The 24,590-nt window shown below is 38.6% G+C and carries 19 protein-coding genes and 2 tRNA genes; 9 read left to right on the plus strand and 12 right to left on the minus strand.

The window, feature by feature from the left end; genetic code table 11:
- Positions 1 to 2: 2 nt before the first annotated feature.
- Both FAZ15_RS00605 and FAZ15_RS00610 read right to left on the minus strand, forming a co-directional pair.
- The gene (locus FAZ15_RS00605; protein ID WP_136899113.1) at positions 3 to 1,232 is read right to left on the minus strand and encodes a metallophosphoesterase family protein; all 1,230 of its coding nucleotides are present in this window, start codon (positions 1,230 to 1,232) and stop codon (positions 3 to 5) included.
- Positions 1,233 to 1,310: 78 nt separating this feature from the next.
- A complete protein-coding gene (locus FAZ15_RS00610; RefSeq protein WP_136899115.1) occupies positions 1,311 to 1,592 on the minus strand; it encodes a SelT/SelW/SelH family protein in 282 nt (93 codons plus the stop codon).
- 72 nt (positions 1,593 to 1,664) lie between these two features.
- Here FAZ15_RS00610 and FAZ15_RS00615 point away from each other — a divergent pair, with 72 nt between their 5' ends.
- Positions 1,665 to 2,426 (plus strand): carboxylesterase family protein, encoded by a 762-nt coding sequence (locus FAZ15_RS00615; RefSeq protein WP_136899117.1) that lies wholly within the window; start codon positions 1,665 to 1,667, stop codon positions 2,424 to 2,426.
- Positions 2,427 to 2,488: 62 nt separating this feature from the next.
- Here the strand turns inward: FAZ15_RS00615 and FAZ15_RS00620 are convergent, their stop codons facing one another.
- Together FAZ15_RS00620 and FAZ15_RS00625 are read right to left on the minus strand one after the other, a co-directional pair.
- Positions 2,489 to 2,893, minus strand: coding sequence for a DUF5606 family protein (locus FAZ15_RS00620; RefSeq protein ID WP_136899119.1), 405 nt, complete (start codon positions 2,891 to 2,893; stop codon positions 2,489 to 2,491).
- Positions 2,894 to 2,981: 88 nt separating this feature from the next.
- Positions 2,982 to 3,440 (minus strand): peptidylprolyl isomerase, encoded by a 459-nt coding sequence (locus tag FAZ15_RS00625; protein ID WP_136899121.1) that lies wholly within the window; start codon positions 3,438 to 3,440, stop codon positions 2,982 to 2,984.
- A gap of 152 nt (positions 3,441 to 3,592) precedes the next feature.
- On the opposite strand from FAZ15_RS00625, the gene radC reads away from it, so the two are divergent.
- Positions 3,593 to 4,279 (plus strand): RadC family protein, encoded by a 687-nt coding sequence (gene radC, locus FAZ15_RS00630; protein ID WP_136899123.1) that lies wholly within the window; start codon positions 3,593 to 3,595, stop codon positions 4,277 to 4,279.
- 46 nt (positions 4,280 to 4,325) lie between these two features.
- On the opposite strand, the gene smc is transcribed toward radC, so the two are convergent.
- Positions 4,326 to 7,868 (minus strand): chromosome segregation protein SMC, encoded by a 3,543-nt coding sequence (gene smc / locus FAZ15_RS00635; RefSeq protein WP_136899125.1) that lies wholly within the window; start codon positions 7,866 to 7,868, stop codon positions 4,326 to 4,328.
- A 196-nt stretch (positions 7,869 to 8,064) separates the two neighbouring features.
- Positions 8,065 to 8,763: a DUF4397 domain-containing protein gene (locus FAZ15_RS00640; protein ID WP_136899127.1), complete on the minus strand. Its 699-nt coding sequence runs from the start codon at positions 8,761 to 8,763 to the stop codon at positions 8,065 to 8,067.
- Positions 8,764 to 9,393: 630 nt separating this feature from the next.
- On the opposite strand from FAZ15_RS00640, the gene FAZ15_RS00645 reads away from it, so the two are divergent.
- Both FAZ15_RS00645 and FAZ15_RS00650 read left to right on the plus strand, forming a co-directional pair.
- The gene (locus FAZ15_RS00645) at positions 9,394 to 10,449 is read left to right on the plus strand and encodes a sensor histidine kinase (protein ID WP_162304837.1); all 1,056 of its coding nucleotides are present in this window, start codon (positions 9,394 to 9,396) and stop codon (positions 10,447 to 10,449) included.
- A gap of 87 nt (positions 10,450 to 10,536) precedes the next feature.
- The gene (locus FAZ15_RS00650) at positions 10,537 to 11,244 is read left to right on the plus strand and encodes a LytR/AlgR family response regulator transcription factor (protein ID WP_136899131.1); all 708 of its coding nucleotides are present in this window, start codon (positions 10,537 to 10,539) and stop codon (positions 11,242 to 11,244) included.
- A gap of 3 nt (positions 11,245 to 11,247) precedes the next feature.
- On the opposite strand, the gene FAZ15_RS00655 is transcribed toward FAZ15_RS00650, so the two are convergent.
- The 3 genes from FAZ15_RS00655 to FAZ15_RS22390 all read right to left on the minus strand — a co-directional run bounded on the left by FAZ15_RS00655 (position 11,248) and on the right by FAZ15_RS22390 (position 14,981).
- Entirely contained in the window at positions 11,248 to 14,259 is a 3,012-nt protein-coding gene (locus FAZ15_RS00655; protein WP_162304838.1) for a lantibiotic dehydratase, read from the minus strand.
- A gap of 89 nt (positions 14,260 to 14,348) precedes the next feature.
- A complete protein-coding gene (locus FAZ15_RS00660; protein ID WP_136899135.1) occupies positions 14,349 to 14,741 on the minus strand; it encodes a hypothetical protein in 393 nt (130 codons plus the stop codon).
- A gap of 96 nt (positions 14,742 to 14,837) precedes the next feature.
- Complete coding sequence (locus tag FAZ15_RS22390) at positions 14,838 to 14,981, minus strand: hypothetical protein (RefSeq protein ID WP_162304839.1); 144 nt, start codon at positions 14,979 to 14,981, stop codon at positions 14,838 to 14,840.
- Between the two features lie 171 nt (positions 14,982 to 15,152).
- On the opposite strand from FAZ15_RS22390, the gene FAZ15_RS00665 reads away from it, so the two are divergent.
- Positions 15,153 to 16,088, plus strand: a complete 936-nt coding sequence (locus FAZ15_RS00665; RefSeq protein WP_162304840.1) for an alpha/beta hydrolase — start codon at positions 15,153 to 15,155, stop codon at positions 16,086 to 16,088.
- A gap of 82 nt (positions 16,089 to 16,170) precedes the next feature.
- Here the strand turns inward: FAZ15_RS00665 and FAZ15_RS00670 are convergent.
- Both FAZ15_RS00670 and FAZ15_RS00675 read right to left on the minus strand, forming a co-directional pair.
- A tRNA-Leu gene (locus FAZ15_RS00670) sits at positions 16,171 to 16,255 on the minus strand.
- Positions 16,256 to 16,260: 5 nt separating this feature from the next.
- Positions 16,261 to 16,333 (minus strand) — tRNA-Gly (locus tag FAZ15_RS00675).
- Between the two features lie 184 nt (positions 16,334 to 16,517).
- Here FAZ15_RS00675 and FAZ15_RS00680 point away from each other — a divergent pair.
- Together FAZ15_RS00680 and FAZ15_RS00685 are read left to right on the plus strand one after the other, a co-directional pair.
- Complete coding sequence (locus FAZ15_RS00680; RefSeq protein WP_136899139.1) at positions 16,518 to 18,725, plus strand: glucoamylase family protein; 2,208 nt, start codon at positions 16,518 to 16,520, stop codon at positions 18,723 to 18,725.
- A 46-nt stretch (positions 18,726 to 18,771) separates the two neighbouring features.
- Positions 18,772 to 19,284, plus strand: a complete 513-nt coding sequence (locus FAZ15_RS00685; RefSeq protein ID WP_136899140.1) for an OmpA family protein — start codon at positions 18,772 to 18,774, stop codon at positions 19,282 to 19,284.
- 69 nt (positions 19,285 to 19,353) lie between these two features.
- Here the strand turns inward: FAZ15_RS00685 and FAZ15_RS00690 are convergent, their stop codons facing one another.
- Complete coding sequence (locus tag FAZ15_RS00690; protein ID WP_136899142.1) at positions 19,354 to 19,587, minus strand: PLDc N-terminal domain-containing protein; 234 nt, start codon at positions 19,585 to 19,587, stop codon at positions 19,354 to 19,356.
- 128 nt (positions 19,588 to 19,715) lie between these two features.
- On the opposite strand from FAZ15_RS00690, the gene dnaE reads away from it, so the two are divergent.
- Positions 19,716 to 24,134, plus strand: a complete 4,419-nt coding sequence (gene dnaE, locus FAZ15_RS00695) for a DNA polymerase III subunit alpha (protein ID WP_136899144.1) — start codon at positions 19,716 to 19,718, stop codon at positions 24,132 to 24,134.
- 99 nt (positions 24,135 to 24,233) lie between these two features.
- A complete protein-coding gene (gene trxA / locus FAZ15_RS00700; protein ID WP_136899146.1) occupies positions 24,234 to 24,554 on the plus strand; it encodes a thioredoxin in 321 nt (106 codons plus the stop codon).
- The last annotated feature ends 36 nt before the right edge of the window (positions 24,555 to 24,590 follow it).

Genomic DNA, 24,590 nt, shown 5'->3' on the forward strand with positions numbered 1-24,590 from the left:
AGTTATTCTTCTATTTCTTTCGTATTCGTCACAACCTCTTTAAATAAGTCCAGGATTTCTGTATTTGGATCCTGTCCATACTTACTTTTAAAATAATCTTTAAACAGGTCGTCCATATCCTGTTCCAGATTGACTGGTATCTTTTGATTGATAGTTAGCTCTTGTTGTTTGACGACAGGAATAATATGAATAATACCATCGTGGGATTCATGAATTCGCTTGAGATCCGCGGAAGAGATAAAGGTGTCACTTACTAAGGTCAATTCAATCAAAGTACAGGGATTGGCATGCAGCCATTCTACTGCCTCGTCCACGCGCTCAAACCGTTTTCGGTGCAACTTTCGGCCTTTCGTCAATGATTTGGTTTCATACCGGGCTGCCGCTATAGCTGGTTCGATATGTACGATAACTACTTTCTTTTCCTGCCCAGCCTCAGAGAACGAATAGGCTAACGGTGAACTGGAGTACACGACAGGAGCAGGATGACCACCAATATTCTGATGACGGTGTAAATGACCTAGTGCGGTATATTGCACTTGGTGCGGTATCTGATCGGAATATACGATATCTGCATTTCCTATTTTTATTGGTTTTTCACCTTCAGGTTCTTCTAAGATTTCTCCCCCACGTTTCAACATATATAAATGTGCCGTCAGTATATTGACTCCGGAGGAATCACAATATTCATCGGCTAGTTTTTTCCAACTTTTGCGCAATAACTCATTCAGGTCTTCGGCCTTGTCGCCTAATCCTAAATACTGCTTAAGACGTAATTCATTGGCATAAGCTGTGCTAAGAATACGAATAGGATAGGATAGGTGAGGTAGTTTTATCTCTATAAATCCGGAATCCGATTTGGTAATCTCGAAGCCGGTTTCCAGTTGAAAAGGTTTGACTACGGCATTCGGGTAGCCGATGAAAATAATGCCACAAGCTCTAGCCAATGGATCTGGTGAATCAATCCGATCGGGCGAATCATGGTTGCCGGCTATCGCAATTACAGGACGTTTGCCATTATTGGTCAGCCTTTTTAAAGACAGATATAGCAATTCCATGGCTTCTACGGGAGGGTTGAAGGCATCAAATAAATCTCCTGCAACAATAACCATATCCACATCTTCGGCGTCAGCTATCTCACAAATTTCCTGGATAACATCTTTTTGTTCTTCAATACGTAAAAAAAAATCTAAACGTTTTCCTAAATGCCAATCTGCTGTGTGTAATATTTTCATGCTTATTGTTCGATAGAACTTTGGAAAGTTAAACTTAGATAAATTTGCTTATTTATAGAGGAAAAATACAAAATTTATTTAGTCTTTCTTATCGGAATGTCCTAAATCTTTCTGTGGGTTTACTTTGTCTCTCACCAATTGTTTTAACTCCTTTATTTCCGGAAATCGACCTTCCCTTTTACGATCAAAAACTAGGGTATCATCAATTGAAATCTGATATCTACCGCTTACTTCACTTGGGATTAGCAGTATTCCGTATACGTCGTCCGTAAACGTGGATAAAAGCTCTTGTGCCATATAAGAAGCTCTGAGCATCCACCCACATTTGGGACAATATTCTATTTTAATAGTTGGGTTCATATACTAACTTAAATAAAATCATCCATAACATTCATAAATTGTTTCCAAAAATTTCCTATTTTCGTTTTTAATATGATAAAATTCCAATTCATGTTCTTGTTGTTGGTTGTCTGCTTTGTTAAAGCAAATGCGCAATTGCAAGCTATTACAAAGGGTACTGCCTATAATTTTTGGTTGCGACTACCAGAAGATTATCAAGAAAACGGTTATAAGCAACCTATTTTAGTGTTTCTACACGGGCGAAGTTTGTCGGGAACAGACCTGAATAGGGTGAAACGATATGGGGTGCTGTATGCGTTGGATAAGGGGAAAGAAATTCCGGGAATCATAGTGGCTCCGCAAACCAATAGGGGATGGGATCCTGATCGTGTGATAGAAATAATTGATTACGTGTTGGAAAAATATAATGCAGATCCATCCCGTGTATATGTATGTGGCATGAGTATGGGCGGATATGGGACAATGGATGTTGCTGGTAAATATCCGGATCGCATTGCCGCTGCGGTCGCGATATGTGGCGGAGGTACGTTGAGTTATGCTGAAAACTTAACGCGAGTGCCTTTATGGATTCAGCATGGAAGTGCTGACCGTGCGGTGCCTGCTTCTGAATCTAAGAAAATCTATAATGCGATAAAGAAAGTGGATCAAAAATCTGATGCGACCTTAACTATTATCCCCGGTGGGACACATGGGAGCGTAGAACGGTTATTTCATCAAGAAAAAATCTATGAGTGGATGTTCTCGTATTCCAAAGAAGAGGAAATTAAGCAAGATTTTAGTAAGAAGAAATCAAGTTGGACTCCTCCGGTATTTAAGAATGAATTTATAAATTAACATGAAATAAATAAGGATTTAGACATCGTCTAAACCCTTATTTATTTCGTACTGCATCAAATTTATTGTAAAGGTGCAGGTGCTTCTTCTTCAAATAATGGAAACTCTTTAATGATATTGTACCAATTGATGATTTTTTTGATATCTGAAGAATATACTCTTGATTCATCATGGCCGGGCGCAACTTCACGGAAAAACTCACGCAAAGCATTACCATCAGCTTTCGCATCAGGGGTGTTCCCGTCATTTGCTTTTATTTTTTCAAACACATCTAAAAGACGGATTTCCTCTTCCTCTCCATAGATTGTGATATCTTCTAATGTAGCCATCTTTGTTGTGTTCAAGTTCACAACAGATTTGATTTTAGCTTTATCGAGAGATTCTAAGATAAAGCCCCCTTTATTTTGGCCCATTAATTTATATAAACCTGGTTTTCCTGTTACGGATACTAATGCTCTTAAATTCATAGTTTTTTTCTGAAAGTGTTTGTTCCCAATGGCAATCAACAACCTTTATGGCTGTTGGTGTTAAGGTAAATCATGAAGGTCTTATTGATTAGTCTTCAATCACTTCAATGGACAAAATACGATCACCTTGACGGATATCGTCTACTACATTTACATTTTCGATAACTTTCCCAAAGCAGGTGTGGTTTCTGTCTAAATGAGCAGTATTATTACGGCTATGGCATACAAAAAATTGAGAACCACCTGTATTGCGACCAGCATGCGCCATCGATAATACTCCTCTATCATGGTATTGATTTTCTCCGGTCAATTCACAGTCGATTTTGTAGCCAGGGCCACCTGTACCAGGCATGCCGGCAGCACCTTCACGAGAATTCGGACAGCCACCTTGGATAACGAAATCAGGAATGACACGGTGAAAAGTCAAACCATCATAATAACCTGATTTAGCTAATTTTATAAAGTTTGCTACTGTATTTGGAGCGTCTTCTGTGTAAAATTGCACAGTCATATCGCCTTTTTCGGTCTTGATAATTGCTTTACTCATTTCTAAATAAATTTTTGATTTAATTTACAAAGATAAGCTTTTCCTTTAAAAATAAGGATTTGATGTGCGTTCTTTACCTATTAAAGTTTGTTAATCCCAGATTATATTCCTAAATTTAAGGAAACCAGTTGTTTAATTTTAAACTGTATTTTATGAACAAACTTGTTATCCGGGAGTGGGATCAATCGGATCGTCCACGTGAAAAGTTAATAGAACAAGGAAGGAGGGCATTGACTAATGCTGAACTCTTAGCCATTCTTATTGGATCGGGCTCCCGACAAGAAACCGCTGTCGAGCTTTGCAGACGTATTCTTAACGACTCTAAAAATAATCTCAATCATCTTTCGCATATGGAGGTCGCCGATTTTTGCCATTATAAAGGGATTGGCGAGGCAAAAGCCATTTCCATTGTTGCCGCCTTAGAGTTAGGTAGGAGGAGAAGGGAAGAGGCGCAAGAGGAGAAGCCTACATTAAATAGTAGTAAGCGGGTGTATGATTATTTCAAATATCAAATGCAGGATCTGCCTCATGAAGAATTTTGGGTACTGTACCTCAATACAGCCTGTAAGGTGTTGGAAAGACAACTGATTGGTCGGGGAGGAAATGATTTTACACCAGTTGACGTACGGATAGTCTTACGATATGCACTACAATACAAAGCACATTCTATTATTCTCATACATAATCATCCTTCGGGAACATTATCCCCGAGCCAAGCGGATAAACAACTCACGACAAAAATTAATGATGCATCCAAAATTATGGATATCCGGGTAAACGATCACGTTATCTTTACGGACAGTGGGTATTATAGTTTTCGGGATGAAGGTCTTTTGTAAAACACAATAGGCTACACACACTCGTGCAGCCTATTATGTTGTTGTATTAAGCCACATCGCGTAGATCCACAGGCACTACCCTGGAAATACCTTGCTCTACCATTGTTACGCCATAGATGATATCTGTACTAGCTATCGTGCGTTTATTGTGCGATACGACGATAAATTGGGATTGATTGGCAAATTCACGAATGATATTGTTGAATTTGTCAATATTGGTGTCGTCTAAAGGTGCGTCTACTTCATCAAATATACAGAATGGTGCGGGCTTCAATAAGTAAAGCGAAAACAACAGGGCTGTGGAAGTAAGTGTCTTTTCACCACCTGACAACTGGTTGATAGATAATGGACGCTTTCCCTTTGGCCGGGCGATAATATCGATGTCTGATTCCAGGGGATTTTTGGGGTCGCTTAAAATTAAATCACAACTGTCCTCTTCGTTAAATAAGGAACGGAATACATGAATAAAGTTTTCGCGAACTGCTGTAAATGCATGCATAAACTTATCGTTAGCATTGCCGTCTATTTCCTGTATGGTGGCCATCAGTGTCGACTTAGCTTCCAAAAGATCATTTTTCTCCTTATTAATAAAATTATAGCGCTCGGTTATTTCATCATAAGCTTCCTTCGCCATTGGATTAATAGAACCATACTCATTAAGCTGTTTTTTCAAACGGGAACATGCGTCAGTTAATTCTTCCTGCGAAGCAACGATCTCTGGCATTTCTCCTTCCATAAGGGTTTTGATGTCAATACTGAATTCTACGGATAATCGCTCTTTTAAAGAATTGAGATCAATTTGTAAATTAGTTTTTTTGTCTTTAAATTCTGTTATCAAAAGGTCGTATTGATCTTTGGATTTACGGAGTTGGGCGACTTCTTCCTCCAAATCATTAATCACTTTACGCGAAGAGTAGAACTCTTCTTCCATTTCATGGAGTGCCTTTTCCAGTAGTTCTTTCTGCTCATATAAATCCCGAAGATCATCGTCATTGGTATCCGTAAATTTCAATGCATCCTGCATCCCGATTTTCACCTGCTCGAGTTCTGTAGTGTTTTTGGCCACCCGTGTTTCCAGTGCTTCTTGTTGACTTTCCCGGTATTCTAGATCTTTTTGGATACCTGAAACTTTATTTTGCTGTTGATGCAGACGTATATTTTCTTGATTGTATATATTGGATTTCTCAGTGAGCAATTCGTTCAGTTCATGGAAAGTAGCTTGTAGATCATTTAATTTCTTACGTCCTTCATCACTTTCCGCTTGTAGCGTTTTTAGTTCTGGTTCTGATTTTGCAAGTTCCTCTACTATAGCCCGCGTCTTATGTTCGATATCCTGTTTGCGAGTCTGGCTATTGGAAATAAAGGCTTGGTATTGTTCTTGTTTTGTTTTTACCGATGTCCACTCGTTTTGCAGCCTATTTAATTGCAACCGCAATTCATCGATGAGATCTTTTTGAGATTCCAAACGCCATGAAGCCAATAGTTCAGTTTGTTCTGTTTCAATTTTTTGAAGCTCTGCGATGCGTAAATTTAAGGTTTTGATTTCCTTGGCTAGATTTTCTAGGTTTTTAGCCCTACCAATACGTTTACCTTCGAATAAACCGACGGAACCACCACTGATCCCTAATTTGTTCTTACTGAACTTGCCTTCGTGGTGTAAAATAATAACATTACTGTCCGGTAATTCGAATTCGATAGATGTAGCCGCATCGGATTCTAGTAAATAGACATTTTTGAGCAAAGCCAAGCAAAGTGATTTGTATTTTTCATCCACTTTGATGACCTGCATGGCAGGGATAAGATTTTCTTGATAAAGAATAGGCTGGATTTCCTGATCGGACAGCACAGATTCCAACACGAAGAAATTAGCTCTTCCACGTGAAGAATCACTTAATAAATTAATCGCTTGTATAGCATCCGTCTGGGTGTCGACCACATAATGATTCATCACCGATTCCAGGTAATTTTCAATGGCAACACGGTATTCCTCTTTACAGAATAGAATATCTGAAAATAACGGATAAGGCTTATGCCAACCGGCATTCTTGCGTAAAAATTTAATGGATTCCGGAAAACCTTCTAAATTGTCTACTAGTGACTTGGTGAGATTGTACTCATTTTGTTTTGCATCGACTAGGCGTGATTCTTTATTTAGTTCTAATTTCGCAAGGTCGAGCTGATGTTCCGCCTGTTGGATTTTAAGGTTTAACTCATTTTCAGCTTGTACTACGGCTTCAAATTGTTCTTGTTGTACCTCCACTTTTATCTGAAGCTCCTCAACAGCTTGATTAAACTGATTTAATTCAGCTTCTTTGGAAGAGGTATCGGTGATATTGCGTAAAGACTCTTGCTCTAAGGCTTCTTTTTGAATATTTAAAACGGCAATATCTTTTTCCAAGCTATAAATCCTATTTTGGATTTCTAAATTATCCTGAACAAATTTGTCGAGTTGCGTTTTTGAAGAATGTTGCTGCCCTCTTAATTCTTCGACCTCTGTTTTGTTTTTAGTGATATCGCCTTGAAAGACATCCAATTTAGCCTGTTCTTCATAAAGCTCTTCGTGCAGTCTTTTTAAAGTATATTCCACATGACTTAATTGTTGTTTGTCGAGATTAAGATCTGTGCTGATACGTGCATCTTTTTCCTGCAGATGGTGTAGTCGCTCGTTTTTAACCTTCTTTTCCGATTCATATGAACGGATTTTGTTGGTGTATTCGTTCGTCGCTTTTTGTTGAGCAGACAAGGCTTTCTCTTTTGCAAGAATATCTTCCCTATCTTTTCTTAGCGTATTCTCTTTCGTATCTATTTTCTCCAACGTATCCTGAAGTGACTGTTGAAGGTTTTTTTCTTTTTCAGATAGGGATTGTAGATCAGAACTAAAACTATCCAAACGGTAGTAGGCAAGTCCGATGCTGGCTTCTTTATATTCGTCTTTTAACTTAAAATATTTATCGGCCTTTTTTGCTTGGTTCTCCAGTGATTTGAGGTTTTTTGTTATTTCATACAGCAAGTCATCTACACGTGATAAATCAGCTTCTGTGTCTTTTAACTTGTTTAATGTCTGTTTTTTACGTACTTTGTATTTAGAAATACCTGAAGCTTCTTCAAAAAGATTACGCCGAGAGTTGTCTTTATTGGCAATGATCTCGTCAATCATCTTCAATTCAATGATCGAATAGGTATCTGCACCAATACCGGTATCTAAAAATAAATCGGTGATGTCCTTTAAACGACACTTTACATCATTGAGACGGTATTCACTATCTCCATTACGGTAGAGTTTTCGAGTAATGGTTACCGTTGTAAATTCTGTAGGAAGAATGTTTTTGTTGTTATTGAATGTAAGCGATACTTCGGCAAGGTTAGCCGGTTTACGATTTTTAGTTCCGTTAAAAATGATGTTCTCCATTTTCTCTGAACGCAGCATTTTGGTGCTTTGCTCACCCAGTACCCAACGTATTGCATCTACCACGTTTGATTTGCCACATCCGTTCGGTCCTACAATTGCCGTTACACCTTCATTAAAATTTATCGTGATCTTATCACCAAAGCTTTTAAATCCCTTGATTTCAAGTTTAGTTAGCTCCATTCACTTATTGTTAAATTTAAGTTACGAAAGTACGTAATTTTTGGATATTAGCGTATAGATGTTAGACATTAGATAGGTAAGAAAATCAAAAGCCTTATAGTTATTCTATAAGGCTTAGATACGTTTTTATTGCGTATTCCAATCTTTTCGTCAATGATTGCAGCACTGTTATATTTCCCGTACTGAAAACAGAGGTTTAATATTGTTCCGCAATGGCAAGATATAATGGAGTTTCGGTATTGTCCCGTTCACCTATCAAGGTAATGGATACATACCGACCAGGTTTGAAATCATACTCTCGCTCAATTATGGTTGTCCCAGCTGTATTTTTTACAACAATGTTTTGTTTACCAGTTGTTTTAGCGATAAATAAGTGATTTTCCTCCGGTGATGTTGCGCTTTCGGTCACTCGATCCGTAAAAATCGGTTCGCTATCGGATCCGATATATACAGATACTTCATCCGTGATATTTGAAAGATGTAAAAAACGCACTGCTGCATTGTTTCCCAAATCATCAACCGACTGATCTTTTGTAATGATGTGTTTGGTTGCTTCGGCATTTCCAAACACAAAAGAGGTGTAGGAAGTACTGTCTTTAAAGGTGTAATTTGTGTCAATAATCGCCTTTTGCGTTTTATCTACAATACGGATGCGCCGATTACCCACGAACAAATTTCTATACCTTTCCAATCCTTTGTATGGCAAAAAACCAGATGGTATTGGAATGCGGTTGTTATCTGCAAAATAAGCTAAGCCCGTTTCTTCTGTATATCCGTTTACCATGGTCAATACAGCGTGCGGTACCGGTTCATAATCTTTGTCTTTTAGACAGCTACTCATGAGTATTGTACCGAGTACAATTGTAAAAAAGATTTTAAAATTTAGTAGTTTCATTTTGTTGTCAATTTTGTTTTACTTCTATAATCAGAAACGAAAGAGACATTCAGAAAGCTACAAGGGAATTTAAAAAAATGAAATCGGAGAGGAAATAAGCGTGATTTATTTTCCTCTTTTTAACTCATATATTAAAATTGGGGTTAGAAATAGCGAAAGAAAAGTAGATACCCAAAAGCACAATTCTATTAACGACGGAAAATTGGTATCGTAGCCAATGACTAACCCGATATTTAATAGGATGACTGTTAGTGTTAACACATTGATTATTGTACCTGTCGCTTTTTTCATTTCTTTAACTCTAGATAGTTAAAATAATATTGGCTTCTTAGAATAGGCTAAATACAAATTTTAGTGTTTTAATTTTTATAACAGAAAAAAATCGACAGAATAGGGATTTAACCAGTTAAAATTTGGATCATGTCGTTAACCCCAGTGCATTCTTAATTTGGAAAGCAGAACCGGAGACAAAAAATATTGTGTTTGTATCATGTTTTTGCAAGAAAATCAATTGTTTAAATTATCTTTAAAGCACAATCGATCAAAATCTATATGCGATCTACTGCAAAGTTGTTTAATAATTATGCTCCTACAAGGCGTCTGTTTTTTCATTTGTTGTTCTGGTTCTGTATGGGAGCAATGTATGCAATCGCTTATAATAGGCTTGATCGAAACAACTCTTGGGTTTTGCTCGTCAAGGATTTATTTGCGGTAACTACCATATTTTATTCTACGGCTTATTTCATCATCCCCAGGTGGTTGGTGGAAGGGAAGTATCTATTGTGTCTAGTATGGGTAATTGTCATTTATACGTGGTGGGGAATACTTTCCTATTTGGCTGCAGGCTTTATCCACGAGTTCCTGCTGCCTAATGAACGGCTGGGGTTATATGTGCGCATGGCATTGGAAAATGGACTATCGGGACTTTTTAAACCTGCATTCCTGCCATTTTATCTTTTAGATTTTATTTATTTAGTTTCTCTTCCAATAAGTATGAAAATAGTACAGGCCTTTGTTAGCATTCGGAATGAGAAAACAGCATTGGAGCTGAAAAATACGGAATTAGCGCTCAACAATGCGGAACTAGCCCTAAACAATCTGGAACTTGAATTAGCATTTCTCAAGTCACAGATCAATCCGCATTTTCTTTTCAATACGCTCAACAATATTTATATCTTGGTGACCGAGGAAAACCCGAAAGGAGCGGAAAGTATAACGCAGTTAAGTGGCATTATGAACTATCTTCTCCATGAAAGTAATCGCTCCGTCGTATCGGTAGACGTAGAACTGACATTTCTAAAAAATTATATTGAATTGGAAAAGCTTCGATTCAGTGAAAAGGTTAAGATCGATGTGCATATGGAATGTGATGATGATAGCTACACGGTCGTTCCGCTCATTATATTCCCCTTTATCGAAAATGCCTTCAAACATGGGCCTAAGGCAAGTAACAAAAATGCCTGGGTAAATGTGGATATTGAAGCAAAGGAAAGCAAGCTTACCATGCACGTTTCTAACGGCGTACGATATGTTGCCAAGCCAGTGGGTTATATCGGGGGGATTGGAATAGGAAACGTACGAAAAAGATTGGAACTTAACTACGGTAATTCTTATACATTAAACGTATGCGAAGAAGAAGATAGCTATACAGTCGATCTCGTGTTAAACTTATCCGTACAGGAGTAGGGAAATGATACCTGATTATCGAGCAGTTTGTTAAGTTTAGATAAACGATTTTCAGTAAATTAGTCGCTGTAAAAAATAACGTGTTATATGAACAGAATTAGGACAATCTTGATCGAGGATGAGCCTTTGGCCAAAGGACGTTTAGAGAAGTTGATCAAAAAGATCGGTGTTTTGGAGCTCTTGGGGTCTTTCGAAAATCCAGGTGAAGCAATGGAGACGATGAGAACTGGTCAGGTTGATCTTGTTTTTTCTGACATACAGATGCCCGAAATGGATGGAATTTCATTCTTAAAATCTTTAGCGCATCCCCCTTTCATTGTTTTTATCACTGCGCACCCCGAATATGCCACGGAGGGATTTGATCTAGACGTATTGGATTATATCATGAAACCGTTACTAACTGAGGAACGATTATTAAAAAGTATCGAAAAGGTACAAAAGGCTCTTTCCTATAGTGCAAACAGCGCCGGACATGATCAATCCATTAAGATTAAAGATAGGAACAAAACTGAATTCTTCAAACCGTCTGACATTTTATATGTGAAAGCTTGGGGAGATTATGTGCAGATTTTTACTATTATAGGCGTTAAAACGCCCTCTTATACGATGAAAGATATGGAAAAGATGTTACCTTGGAAATCTTTCATCAGAATCCAACGGTCTTATATCGTTAATGTAGAGCATATTGAAAGTGTTGACGCGATTAAAGTAATTTTGAAAAATACAAAAGAAGTACTTCCTATTGGTTTGGGATACCGAACACAATTTTTTAGCCGTATGGGTATAAAAGAATAGAAACTATACCAATAAAAGTGATTTCTGTTTGCCCACTTGCATACGATAATAGTTGCTCAGTAAATGATAGGTAGCGAATTCGTGCAACCTTTGATCATAGGTGAATAATCTATTGATGAACATGTGGATAAAACTCGAGAGCAAAGAGTCACTTTTATCAACTAGAGTTTGATCTTGTAGCGAAGAGGACTGTAAGGAATTAAATATTTTCTTTATGATTAATGACCGTTCCGTCCCGCGAGCTGTTGATATATCGGTGTTTTCTTTACTGAATAAAACAGTTTCGATATTCTTTTTTCTTTCTCTGAATTTTTCGTTAAATTTTTTATCATTGGCTTTATGATTTCCAAATTCTTTTGCGAAAGCTATCCGCATCCTTTCAGAAAAATTTTGTTTTTCCTCCAACGAATAACCGGCCTCATTCAAGATCTGCTCGATACCCAACATACCAGTGAGCCATCGATCTGCGGATAACGGATGTTCTTGCAGTATTTCTATGACGTATTCACTGTCCCTAAAGAAAAGTTCTTCGCTCATTTCCATACAATCTGCGTGATATCGTTCGATTTCGCGAACGTAGGTGTCAAATTGTATATTGGAAATCTGCTCCGCCCGAAGCATTGGCGAAAACTTCTCTTGAATTATTTGTATAATAGACGCGAAATCATTCGCTGAATTTCCTTCAATCCGTAGACGAATATGGTGTTCGGGGTGATTGTAACGGATAAAAAACCATTTGTTCAATACCTGATTATCTTTTAATTGCTGGATCAAATGTGGAATGGGCCCTTGTAAAAGCTTGTCGGCATATTGAGGTCCGCAGTAAATATTGACATGTACCCATTCTGTACCAAGGGGGAAGGTGCGTCGTAGCGTGCTAGTTATGGGTGGTATAGTACGTGTGTTATGCTGATCATCTGCGTGTAATGGTATGATTAACTCATTTGCATAGGTATTCTGTTTGCCATCATATACCGGAGATCGATAGTCTGAAAACAGAAATTCCTGAAGGACGATATCTCCTTTTGATAGTTTTTCCAAAAATAATTTTATTGATAGGAGATGCGAAAAGTCCAGAAGTAGTTCATTGTCTCCCTCTGTTAATACAGCTTGCTTAGGAAGTTGATATGCTTTTTGGAGTATATCCATGATCGCTTCTTCTTCCTGTGTAGCGGATAATTTATCGCGTAATTTGGGGATATACCAACGCGCTCGGCTAAGGATGATATCCTTATAGCGCACACGTGGAAGGAAAGGTTGTTTTCGCAGGTTTCCCCATTCCCATTTGACGTTCAATCGGTTTTGTTGAGATTGAAGATCACCCAGGAAACGGTAGAGATTTATTCCCCTATGATAATTGTGTGCTGATGTGAGACGAGGGATAATCTCGTTCTGTAATTGCTTTGACCATAATACCAGTCTGTTGTTTTTTACAAAAAGATAAAGGTCGCTTGTTTTGATGGAAGAAATATTTGGGCTGCATTGTGCCAGTAGTCCTATTTCGGCTTGGTGTATAGTGGGGCGTTGTAAAATATTACCTGTCCTGGCTTCTGGAAGATGGATAATTTCGGCGAGAATAGCATAGGGATAATTCGCTTGTTCGGTTCTGCCAATTTCTTTCAGTTTGTTCTGAAGGGTGCTATCTAGGCAACCAAATCGAGAGATAAGGTTGCCAGCCGATGAACCTCCGCAACCCGCTAAATGAAATCTCAGGGTGCCATTTCCCTCCATATCTTCTAACAGGTTTCCTATAGCATAGAAAGTAGAAGGGATGGATTGCTCTTTGTTTTTTATCTTTTGAAACGCTTGTAGATCGGACTCTTGCAAGGAAATTTCTAAGTTTTTATGTTCGACAGATTCTAGGTATTTCTGCAATATGATTTCTAGATACGAGCTGTCTTCTCTACTTTTTTCGATATGCATTCGACGGATGTCGATGTCATGGAGCAGATCGTCCTGCTGCCGGTAGGTAGTAGAGCTATTCCCATAGCCGATGCCAGTATCGGGATCAAGAACCTCAAGAAGAGACACCATGCGTCCCTCATATCTTCTCGAAAAATCTTTCTTAAATTGCTCCAGATCATGCTGAATCTCTTCAATTGACAACGGAAGTAGTTGCTGTAGCTGTTGAATCAATTTTTCCATATTCATTTTTCCAAGTGTGTTTTTATGCATATCGATTAGCTTATCACCCTGCAATAAGTGTTTGAAATGAATCTTGGGAAATTTTCGACTTAAAAGTAACTCGATTTCCTGTTGCCGTTCAAGAAGGGGACGATTTGATTTCAATAAGTAATCGATACGTTTCAATGTTGGTGTATAACGCTGTTCGTGATCCACTAAGATTATCTTTTTAATCAACCGGTCGAAAAAATCCTCACCAGTCACATTTGGCTGCAGTTCTGAAACCAGTAACTGACTTTCTATTATTTGGTCAATGAAAGTAAAAGCCTGTTTTTGGGAAGCTCCTTTCTCACATAGTTTTTGAACCAGTTCGCTGTAATTTGCGCCATTTTCAATAGCCGTTAAGAGATAATCTAATGCTGCTGTTGAACGGGCCGCACTTAGGTAATTCGTGACGCTATAAGCGCCAGATTTGTGTTGGTAGAATTTATAGAAGTCACCTTGACGGTAAACGGTGTTGTTTTTAAAATAGATCAAATGCGTTTTAATTACAGGATCAGTCGAAATCAATAGTGTCAAAGTTGTCAGGCACTGCATATCCAAACGGAATTTCGCCGAATGGCGATTAGTCCTATACATACTCGTTTTTTCATTTATTTCTTCAACGACTTTACCCATACTTATTCCCGCAAAAAGACCATATGGGGTACAGCGTGTCCCCATGCGTACGGTATATTTGTAGAGCGTTTTAAGGAGTTTTTCTGTAACGACTTGCTGCCCCGTTAGCCATTTCTCTACCTCTGCGTAGAATTCAGGACTGGCAAGTAATAGCGCTTCTTTGACATCTCTTTCTATATATAGCTGTCTGAAATATATATCGAGTTCCTCCATTGATCTGAGGCTCAACAATTCCGAAATCTTTCCGAGCGAAAGTTTTGGTGATCGTAGCAAATAGAAATCGAAGTTTGAGAAGTTGGTCATCACGTTAGCGTACTATTGGTTTCAACGGTGTGTTTTAGGATGTTTGTTATACAAGTATTGAATCTGACCGGTGTAATCGGTTTTTGAAGAACGAAATGATGCCGGTTTTTAATGAACTCCGGATAGTGTTCTGGTGGAAGTGCAGAAATAACGACTAGGTGAGGTAGGGGAGCTATATAAGATGCTAGGGTATTGATATTTCCACCTTTTACCTGGATATCTAGAAATAAGATATCGGAATGTATAAGTTTGGGAAGGAACTCTGCAACATTTTCAACATCATCAACTATATCTACCAACTCCAAAGTCTTCCGGGTTCCAATGAAAGACTCCAGTTGCCGGATAGCCAGCGGTTCATCTTCGATAAGAAAGCATTTAAGTGTTTGAATCATATTTTGTTGTAAAGTAGACGCGTGTGTCATCTGTTTAAATTATTCAAAGAGGATCTTGGTGAAATAACAAGACCCTCTTTTGAATCAAGGGTTTACCTAGACAAGTACCGAAGAAGAAATAGTTATCGTAGTCATTAGATTACCATAATCAGCGTCTTCATACATCGGAGCATCTACCGAGCAAATAGTTTGCACTTCAAAATCCAAATTTTCAAATGCATTGATTTCTGTTGTTTTCATCGTTTTCGTTTTTGGTTATATCAAAGTTGATTTAAACCATTAACAAAACACAATTTTTTCGACAGAATGGGGGTTTGTTACGATAGAAATGAGAAAAACTCGAACAAGAATAATAAAGAGAGTAGATTCTTTTGGACTTATTTTTGTTGTATTTACTTTAAATACTGTGAGATGAAGAAAATATTCGGTTTATTATTGATCACTTCTCTATACTTTGTCAGCTGTTCAAAAGATGATGTCGAACCCGAAAAGGTGTATCAATTAGCGAAACAGGAAATAGATATTGCGTATGGGAGTGACCCACTGCAAAAAATGGATATTTATTTTCCGGAAGGATTCAATCAAAGTACTTCGGTAGTTTTTCTGATACATGGTGGTGGCTTCATTGCGGGGACTAAAGAAGATTTTATGAATGTGGCCAAATTGTTCATGGCCAAGGGCTTTATTGCCGTTAATCTAAGTCACCGCTTGGTCAATGCAACTGGACTTGACCAAAATCCACCCCTGCACCAACCCTCTGTGATAAAAGTAATTGATCAGGTTGACGATATCGCGTTAGCTGTAAATAAATATATAGTGGTAGCAACAGATTGGGGCTCTGGCACTTCCAGAATGTATATGGCAGGACATAGCGCTGGCGGAACATTAGCGATGTTATATGTGCAGGGGACAAAAAATCAAGATGTACGGGCATCGGGCAATTTTGCAGGTCTTGCTAACGTCACATTATCCGAAGAGCTCTACAACAACCCTCCCGATCATGAATATTGGCCAGCTGTTAAAGAATTATTGTATAGAATGAGCGGTGCAGAAGTAAATCAAGGTACTGCCTTGGCATTAATGGCCATATCCCCCAATTGGGTTTCGACTAATAATAAGCCCGCCAAACCAAATATTACGGTGATGGCAAAGACCAACGATAAAGATCTTCGGTTCGAACCTTATTTCAACACGGTAAAAGATGCTGAAAACTATCATAATCAGTTGCGGTCTTATGGCACGAGCAGCGTTTATACTTTGATGGATACAGATCATGGGTTTGGAAACCATCCTGATGACTGGGCTAAGGCTGTGAACTATACGGTCGATTTTTTTAAAAAGAATTAGAGGACTATGAGTCTTTCAATGCGTATGGATATGTAAATAAAAAACGGTTACATTTTTTTAATGTAACCGTTTCACTTCCAAGTACCTAGGGCGGGAATCGAACCCGCACTCCCTTAACGGGAACAGGATTTTAAGTCCTGCGTGTCTACCAGTTCCACCACCTAGGCAACTGAGCGAAAGACGAGATTCGAACTCGCGACCCCAACCTTGGCAAGGTTGTGCTCTACCAACTGAGCTACTTTCGCTTGACGTGCTGCAAATATAGGGAGAAAAATTAAATTCTAAAATTATTGCAATTTATTTTCTGTTGTGGCAGTATAAAATGCTCAATCTGTGTAAATTAATTTTTAATCTCTACACTATTATGTCATTTGGAAGCGGATTTGGTCTCGTTTTTGTCTATTTTTGCCATTGAACCATTTTGATCATATGAAGATTTTTAAATTGTTATTTTCGTTTATTGTGTTTGTACCCACGTTACTTGTGGCAGATACCTATCCTGAAGTCATTTTTGACAATAGTTTGGTAAAGGGTGTTTATGCAAAAAGTACGGTAAATTACGGCGGAAAGAGTTGGGTGGAAAACGTGAACCATCATTTGTTGGTATCCGATACCCTCTTTTTTACACCTGGTAATGCCTTGTCGTTGAAATATATTTCGGCAGAAGAGGGGAATTGGAATGCTGAAATTAGATACAGTCGCCAAAAATATCACTATAAGTTTGATAAAGATGATTTCTTAAGCATTCGAATTTTTGTGAAAAGTGCAGACACAGAATTGGATGATTTACCAAAACTATATGTAAAACAACCCAATAGTACCTCCATATCATTTTCGCTCGAAAAGTTTATCACGGATTATGAAGTGAACAAATGGATTCAGGTGAAGATTCCGATAAGTGCGATTAGGGATATTAACTTTAACGAACCTATTGGGGCTATCGGGTTTCAACAACACCGCAGTTCGAATCGCTTACAGCATATTTTTATTGATCAGATCGAATTTCTGGCAAAGAATTACCCACAGGTAAAACTGTCTTCACCGGCAATTCTCACTGATGCGGTTCCTTACGACAAACAAGTGCATTTAAAATGGCAATTGCCTTTGACGCCGAGCATCCATTACATTAAAATTTATCGGTCGGAAGATGGAGAAAATTTTAAGCCAATCGGAATACGTCCGGTTCAAATGCAATCTTGTTTGGATATGGTGCCGATTTTGGGCAGAAAATACTACTACAAAATTGCTTGGGTTGATTACAATTATCAAGAATCACCATTCTCCGCGGTAAAGGAAATTACAACTAAAGAATTGGAAGAGGCCCAATTGTTGGATTTGATCCAATTGGCACATGTCAATTATTTTATTGAAAACTATGATGTAAATAGCGGCATGTATATGCCTTTTCGGATGAAAGACAAAGCCATCGTATCTACCAACGAAACCAGCGGAGCTATTATTTCACTATTGATTGGTGCTGAACGGAAGTTTATTTCGAGGCAAGCTGTGTACGGACGAATATCAAAAATTGTCTATTTCCTGTTGAAAGCTCAAAACAACAAGGGCATATTCCCTTCCTATTTTAACGGCAGGGGGGGAGTTCCCGAATATCGAAATGATAGTCCTCAATATGATGTGTCGGCCACTTCCAATATACTGGAGGCACTGTTGATTGCACGGGAATATTTTTCAGGCGATTCGGTGGAAGAATTGGATTTGAGAAAACGGATTACTAAACTTTATGAAAGCATTAATTGGCAAGAGCTCACGTTGGAAGGGACTAATGATATATTGCGACTTTCGTTGCCAGCGGCTGGAGATCTAAATATACCGTTTCACCCTACACTGCATGGAATTAATGAATCGATCAATACTTATTTTTTGGCGATGGCCGCTCCTAAATTTCCACTGCCATTGACAAGCTATTACAACGCGGTGTATCACAGTTATAGTCCTTACGAACCTGATCAGATAGAAGAGGGTGAGGTGGATATATATGCGGATAGTCTAGCTTTGGATACCCTCTTGTTGCCGGAAAGCCAAAAATTGGTAACTTTAACAGATACATTTATTCAAACATCAATTTTGAAGGATACGCTTTTGTATGGTAGTCCACTCAAACTGGGGGAATATAATCGAAGCTTGATGGAACTGTATAAGCCTTTTTTGACGTTATCTCCCGAACTTGTGATGGATACGGTTCTTGACTTTAAAGAAGTGTTGAATTCATATGTCCATTTTGTAAAACGGCGTGATAATGAAATGGGGGTCGGGTCGACGGATAGCGACATCTGGGGATTTTATCAGCATCGCGATAGTATAGGTAATTACCGTATAAATCCTTCTATTGCACCTTCATCTATTTTTGTGGATAGAGAGATCGGATTGCAAGCGGTCTTAGCTCTCTATCACCAATACGGGAATGTGCTGTTTACAGAATATGGATTTAGATCATGGTTGGATCTACGCAACGATGACGTTTCGGACGAATATCTGGCTGTTAATCAATCTACGTTGACCATTGCGCTAGAAAATTATCGTTCGGGTTTAATCTGGAAATTATACGCGCAGATTCCTGAATTAAAAGTGGTACGGGAAAGTTTATTTGCCGAAAATCTTGAATCGGTTAATGAATAATTTAAAAGATTCATTTATCTTTATGCGGATTAATGATCTAATGTATATGAAGAAAGTATTTTTATTGTCTGTTGCAGCCTTGGCTTTAGGTTTTACGAGCTGTAAACAACAAAAAATAACGGCATTGCCAGGAGCAGTTATTTCAAAAGATGGTACTGATGATGGTTTGAAAAATGTGAAATCGGAATTCGACGATGCGGCACGTATAGATGAGGGAATTAAGTTTACCTTATCCTCTGACTTATTGTTTCCATCCAATTCTTCGTACTTGACGGATAAAGCGAAAGTCGAAATCAGTAAACTGGCTAAAATCTTAAAAGAAGACACTAAGAAAAAAATAAGGGTGGACGGACATACTGACGCAACAGGTGAAGCGGGATATAACCAATGGCTGTCCGAAAAAAGAGCAACCTCTGTGAAGCAGTTTTTAGAAGATTCAGGTGTTTCTGCTTCACGTATTTCAATTAAAGGCCTGGGACAAACCAAGCCAGTAGGTGACAATAAAACCCCAGAAGGGAGACAACAGAATAGAAGAGTAGAGGTAGTTATTCTGGACTAGACGTCGGAAGAAAAATTCTTAATATTTAATAACTAAGCAGCAACATGTTTTCAATATGTTGCTGCTTAGTTATTTTAACGGGTACTCTTTTCTAAGTCCAAATAAGTAGATTAATGATCCTAATATCGGGACGAAAGCGATTAGAAATATAATTAAAATTCGCTCTGTTGATTTATTCGTGAAATCCCTTTTGAAAAGATCTATTAACGTATAGATGATCAGTGCAAAGGGAATAATCCACACGATTCCCAACACGAGTAATAATACAATTTCTTGGCTTCCGAGATTTATACATGCATTCATAATTTTTATTTAGTTGTTCTAAATTAATGAATATAATTGGCATTACCAACGTCATGACAGATTGTGGTAAGAATGTGGAAAACGACTTGATTATATTCATTAAATTTGTGTTTTAAAAGAAGGAATGCATGTATATAATATTTGATACTGAAACAACAGGGCTACCAAAACGCTGGGACGCGCCGATTACAGATACGGATAATTGGCCTCGCTGTATTCAAATAGCTTGGCAACTACATGATGAAATGGGTAATCTGATCGAACATCAGGATTATCTGATTAAGCCCGATGGGTTCAATATACCTTATGATTCGGAAAAAATTCACGGTATTTCTACAGAATTGGCTGTAGAACAAGGGGTGCCGTTGGTGGAGGTATTGGATAAATTCAATATAGCTTTGGCAAAAGCCAAATTTGTAGTGGGTCAGAATATCGGTTTCGATCTCAATATTATGGGATCAGAATATTATCGTTATGGTGTGCAAACTACATTGAATGAGAAGCCAATATTGGATACCTGTACAGAAGTTACTGCTGAGTTGCTTCAACTTCCGGGAGGTCGTGGTGGAAGATATAAATTACCTAACCTAACCGAACTCCATTCGTATTTATTTGGAGTGCCATTTGCTGAAGCACATAACGCGACTGCCGATGTGGAAGCGACTACACGCTGTTTTTTTGAGCTTGTACGCCGGGAAGTGTTCAAAACTGAAGAGCTTCAAGTCGATACAGGATATTTTATTGAATTCCGAAGAGAAAATCCAGATGTAATCCCGACTGTTGGGTTACAGCATATCAATCTCAAAGCGGCTTCTGACGCAATAAGAAGTAAAAAGAAAGAAGATGTTACTCATGTTGTAGATCGTGAAGCAGCGGAAGCTCTAAAAGACGCGGTATTTGCACACTTACATAATCATTCTCAATTCTCTGTGTTACAATCTACGATCTCAATTGGCGGATTGGTGTCAGCTGCAGCAAAGTATAATATGCCTGCTGTAGCACTGACTGATCACGGAAATATGATGGGGGCTTTCCATTTTGTAAGTAAAGTGATTGGTCATAATAAAGAGGTTGAAGCCAGAAATCAAGAGCTGATCGAAGCGGGGAAGCAACCAACCGAACAGATCATAAAGCCAATAGTAGGATGCGAGTTTTATGTCTGCGAAAATCGAAAGGATAAGTCGCGTAAAGATAATGGCTACCAAATTGTTATGCTAGCGAAGAATAAGAATGGCTATCATAACTTAGCCAAAATGGCTTCCGTAGCGTATACAGAAGGCTTCTATTACGTGCCGCGTATTGACAGAGAGACTGTGGAACGATATAAAGAAGACATCATTGTATTATCTGGAAATTTGCAGGGAGAAGTTCCCAATAAAATTCTTAATATAGGTGAAAATCAGGCAGAAGAGGCATTGATTTGGTGGAAGAACTTATTTGGTAAAGATTTTTATATGGAAGTTATGCGGCATGGGCAAGAAGATGAAGATAGGGTAAACCAATCTTTAATTCAGCTCGCCAGAAAACATGACGTAAAACTGGTCGCGACCAACAATACATATTATTTAAATAAAGCCGATGCGCACGCTCATGATATTTTGCTATGTGTGAAGGATGGTGAAAAACTGACTACTCCAGTAGGACGGGGTCGTGGATTTCGTTTTGGAATGCCTAATCAAGAGTACTATTTCAAATCTCCGGATGAAATGAAAAAGGCCTTTTTAGATTTACCTGAAGCGATTCTTAATCTGCAGGATGTACTGTCAAAAATTGAAATTTATGCACTGAATCGCGATGTCTTGCTCCCTAAGTTTGAGATCCCCGAAGAATTTCAACACGCTGAGGATAATGAAGATGGTGGGAAGCGAGGGGAGAATGCTTTTTTAAAGCATCTAACGTATGTCGGTGCTGAAAAACGATATGCAGAAATTACCGAGGAAATTCGGGAAAGATTAGACTTTGAGCTGGCAACAATAGAACGTACTGGATATCCTGGATATTTTCTAATTGTACAGGATTTTATCGCCGCCGCTAGAAGTATGGGTGTATCGGTTGGGCCGGGGCGTGGATCGGCTGCAGGCTCTGCAGTAGCTTATTGTTTAGGGATCACCAATCTGGATCCTATTCAATATGATTTACTTTTTGAGCGGTTTTTAAATCCAGATCGTGTATCCATGCCCGATATCGATATTGACTTTGATGATGAGGGTCGAGGAAAAGTAATGCAGTATGTGATTGATAAATACGGTGCATCTCAGGTGGCACAGATCATTACGTACGGCACCATGGCCGCTAAATCTTCCATTAAAGACACCGCGCGTGTGCTGGATCTGCCTTTACAGGATTCCAACGAAATAGCCAAGCTTATTCCCAATCTCAAATTGAGTAAAATCTTCTCTCTCGAGGAAAAAGCATTAAAGGAGGTGTTGCGCTCGGATGAACTGGAAGCCGTGAACAAGCTCAAGTCGCTTGCTGAAGGAGCTGGGCTTGAAGCTGAAACTATCAAACAGGCTCGGGTGTTGGAAGGCTCTATGCGAAACACAGGGATCCATGCCTGTGGTGTGATTATTACGCCGAGCGATATTACCAATTTCGTGCCTGTATCGCTTGCTAAAGATTCGGACTTATATGTCACCCAATTTGATAACTCTGTCGTAGAAAGTGCGGGGCTGTTGAAAATGGACTTTTTAGGACTGAAGACATTGACCCTAATCAAAGATACGGTTGCAAATGTTAAACTACGACATGGTGTAGAGTTAAATCCAGATGAATTTCCTATAGATGACGTCTTAACGTATGAGTTGTTTCAAAGAGGTGAGACAATAGGCGTATTCCAATACGAATCTCCCGGCATGCAAAAGTACATGAAGGAATTAAAGCCTACGGTATTTGCGGATTTGATCGCTATGAATGCGCTATATCGTCCCGGACCTATTGAATATATCCCATCTTTCATTAAGCGAAAGCACGGAATAGAACCTATCATCTATGATTTGGACGCATGTGAAGAATACTTGAAAGAATCATACGGTATTACAGTATATCAGGAACAGGTCATGCTTTTGTCTCAAAAACTAGCAGGCTTTTCAAAAGGTGATGCCGATGTGTTGCGTAAGGCGATGGGTAAGAAGCAAAAAGCGGTGTTGGATAAGATGAAACCTAAATTCGTTGAGCAAGCGGCGGAGAGGGGGCATAGCCCAAAGATTCTTGAAAAGATCTGGACAGACTGGGAAGCCTTTGCTTCGTATGCTTTCAATAAGTCGCACTCTACCTGCTATGCGTGGGTCGCTTATCAAACTGCGTATCTAAAAGCACATTATCCTGCGGAATATATGGCAGCGGTGCTTTCAAATAATATGAACGATATCAAACAGGTTACATTTTTTATGGAAGAATGTAAACGGATGGGATTACAGGTACTGGGGCCTGATGTAAATGAATCTCACTACAAATTTACCGTAAATGAGCAGGGTGCGATACGATTTGGAATAGGTGCCGTAAAAGGTGTGGGAGCGGGTGCAGTAGATACCATTGTACAGACTAGGGCGACAAGTCCGTACAAATCGATCTTTGATTTTGCCAAACGGATTGATCTTCGTGCGGCGAATAAAAAAGCGTTCGAGAGTCTAGCCTATGGAGGTGGATTTGATGGGTTTACCGATACCCACCGTGCACAATATTTCTTTAGGGATGGAGATGGTTCGACGGGTATAGAGAAAGCAGTGAAATTTGGTCAACGTTTCAAAGAAAATGAGCAGTCGGCTCAGGCCAGTTTGTTTGGCGGAGGAGCGGCAGCCGACTTGCCGGAGCCTATTTTGACGTCTTGTCCGCAATGGGGATTGATCGAAAAACTGAAATATGAGAAAGATGTTATCGGAATTTATTTAACCAGCCATCCACTGGATAATTATAAGTTTGAAATTAAACACTTCTGTCAGAATAACGTGACTGATTTACAGTTGATCAATAAAGTAAAAGCCTCTGAAGTGGAACAAGAGGTGTTATTAGATTTCAACCGGATCAAGAATAAAGAAGTTATCATTGGTGGTATTATTGCCAGTGCGGCCCACAAAGTGGCCAAATCTGGCAAACCATTTGGTTCTTTTATTCTTGAAGATTATTACGATTCCTATGAAATTGCTGTCTTTGGAGAAGACTACGTCAAATTTAAAGGTTACCTACAGGAAGGCTATTTTGTACAGATTAGAGGCTTGGTTCAGGAACGCTTTAAGCAGGTTGGGAATTGGGGGTTCGAGCTAAAGGGGATTCAATTATTATCTGATCTCCGCGACAAGCTGGCGAAGAGCTTTACGATTCAGATCGCATTGCATAAATTGAATAATGAGATGGTAAACGAGATCAACAATTTGGTACAGTCGACTATCGACGAAACCAATCCTGCCAACTGCGCGTTGAAGTTTAAGGTAATGGATATCCAAGACGAATTCGTGGTGGAAATGCCCGCTAAAACAACAAAAATCCATATTACTAACGAACTATTGGACGGTTTGGAAGAAATGGAAGGTGTCAATTATAGATTAAATTGATAAGCTATAGATTATTATTACACCGCGATTAGAATTCATTTGTATGGATTTATTTATATTTGTATTATAAATTTGATCAATTTTAAAAGATAGTATATTATGGCATTAGAAATTACAGATAGCAACTTTGAAGAAGTTGTGTTAAAATCAGATAAACCCGTATTAATTGATTTTTGGGCAGAATGGTGTGGACCATGTCGTATGGTGGGACCATTGGTTGACGAGATTTCAAATGAATACGAAGGCAAAGCAGTAGTAGGAAAAGTTAATGTGGATAATAATCCAGATATTTCCGTTCGCTTCGGTATCAGAAATATCCCTGCATTATTGTTTTTCAAAAATGGTGAGATTGTGGATAAGCAAATCGGTGCTGTGCCTAAATCTGTATTGGTAGAAAAACTAGATAAACAATTGTCGTAGTTATTTTATTTAAAAGCACAAAAAAAGAGCGAACAA

The sequence above is a fragment of the Sphingobacterium olei genome (assembly GCF_005048855.1).
Classification (GTDB): domain Bacteria; phylum Bacteroidota; class Bacteroidia; order Sphingobacteriales; family Sphingobacteriaceae; genus Sphingobacterium; species Sphingobacterium olei.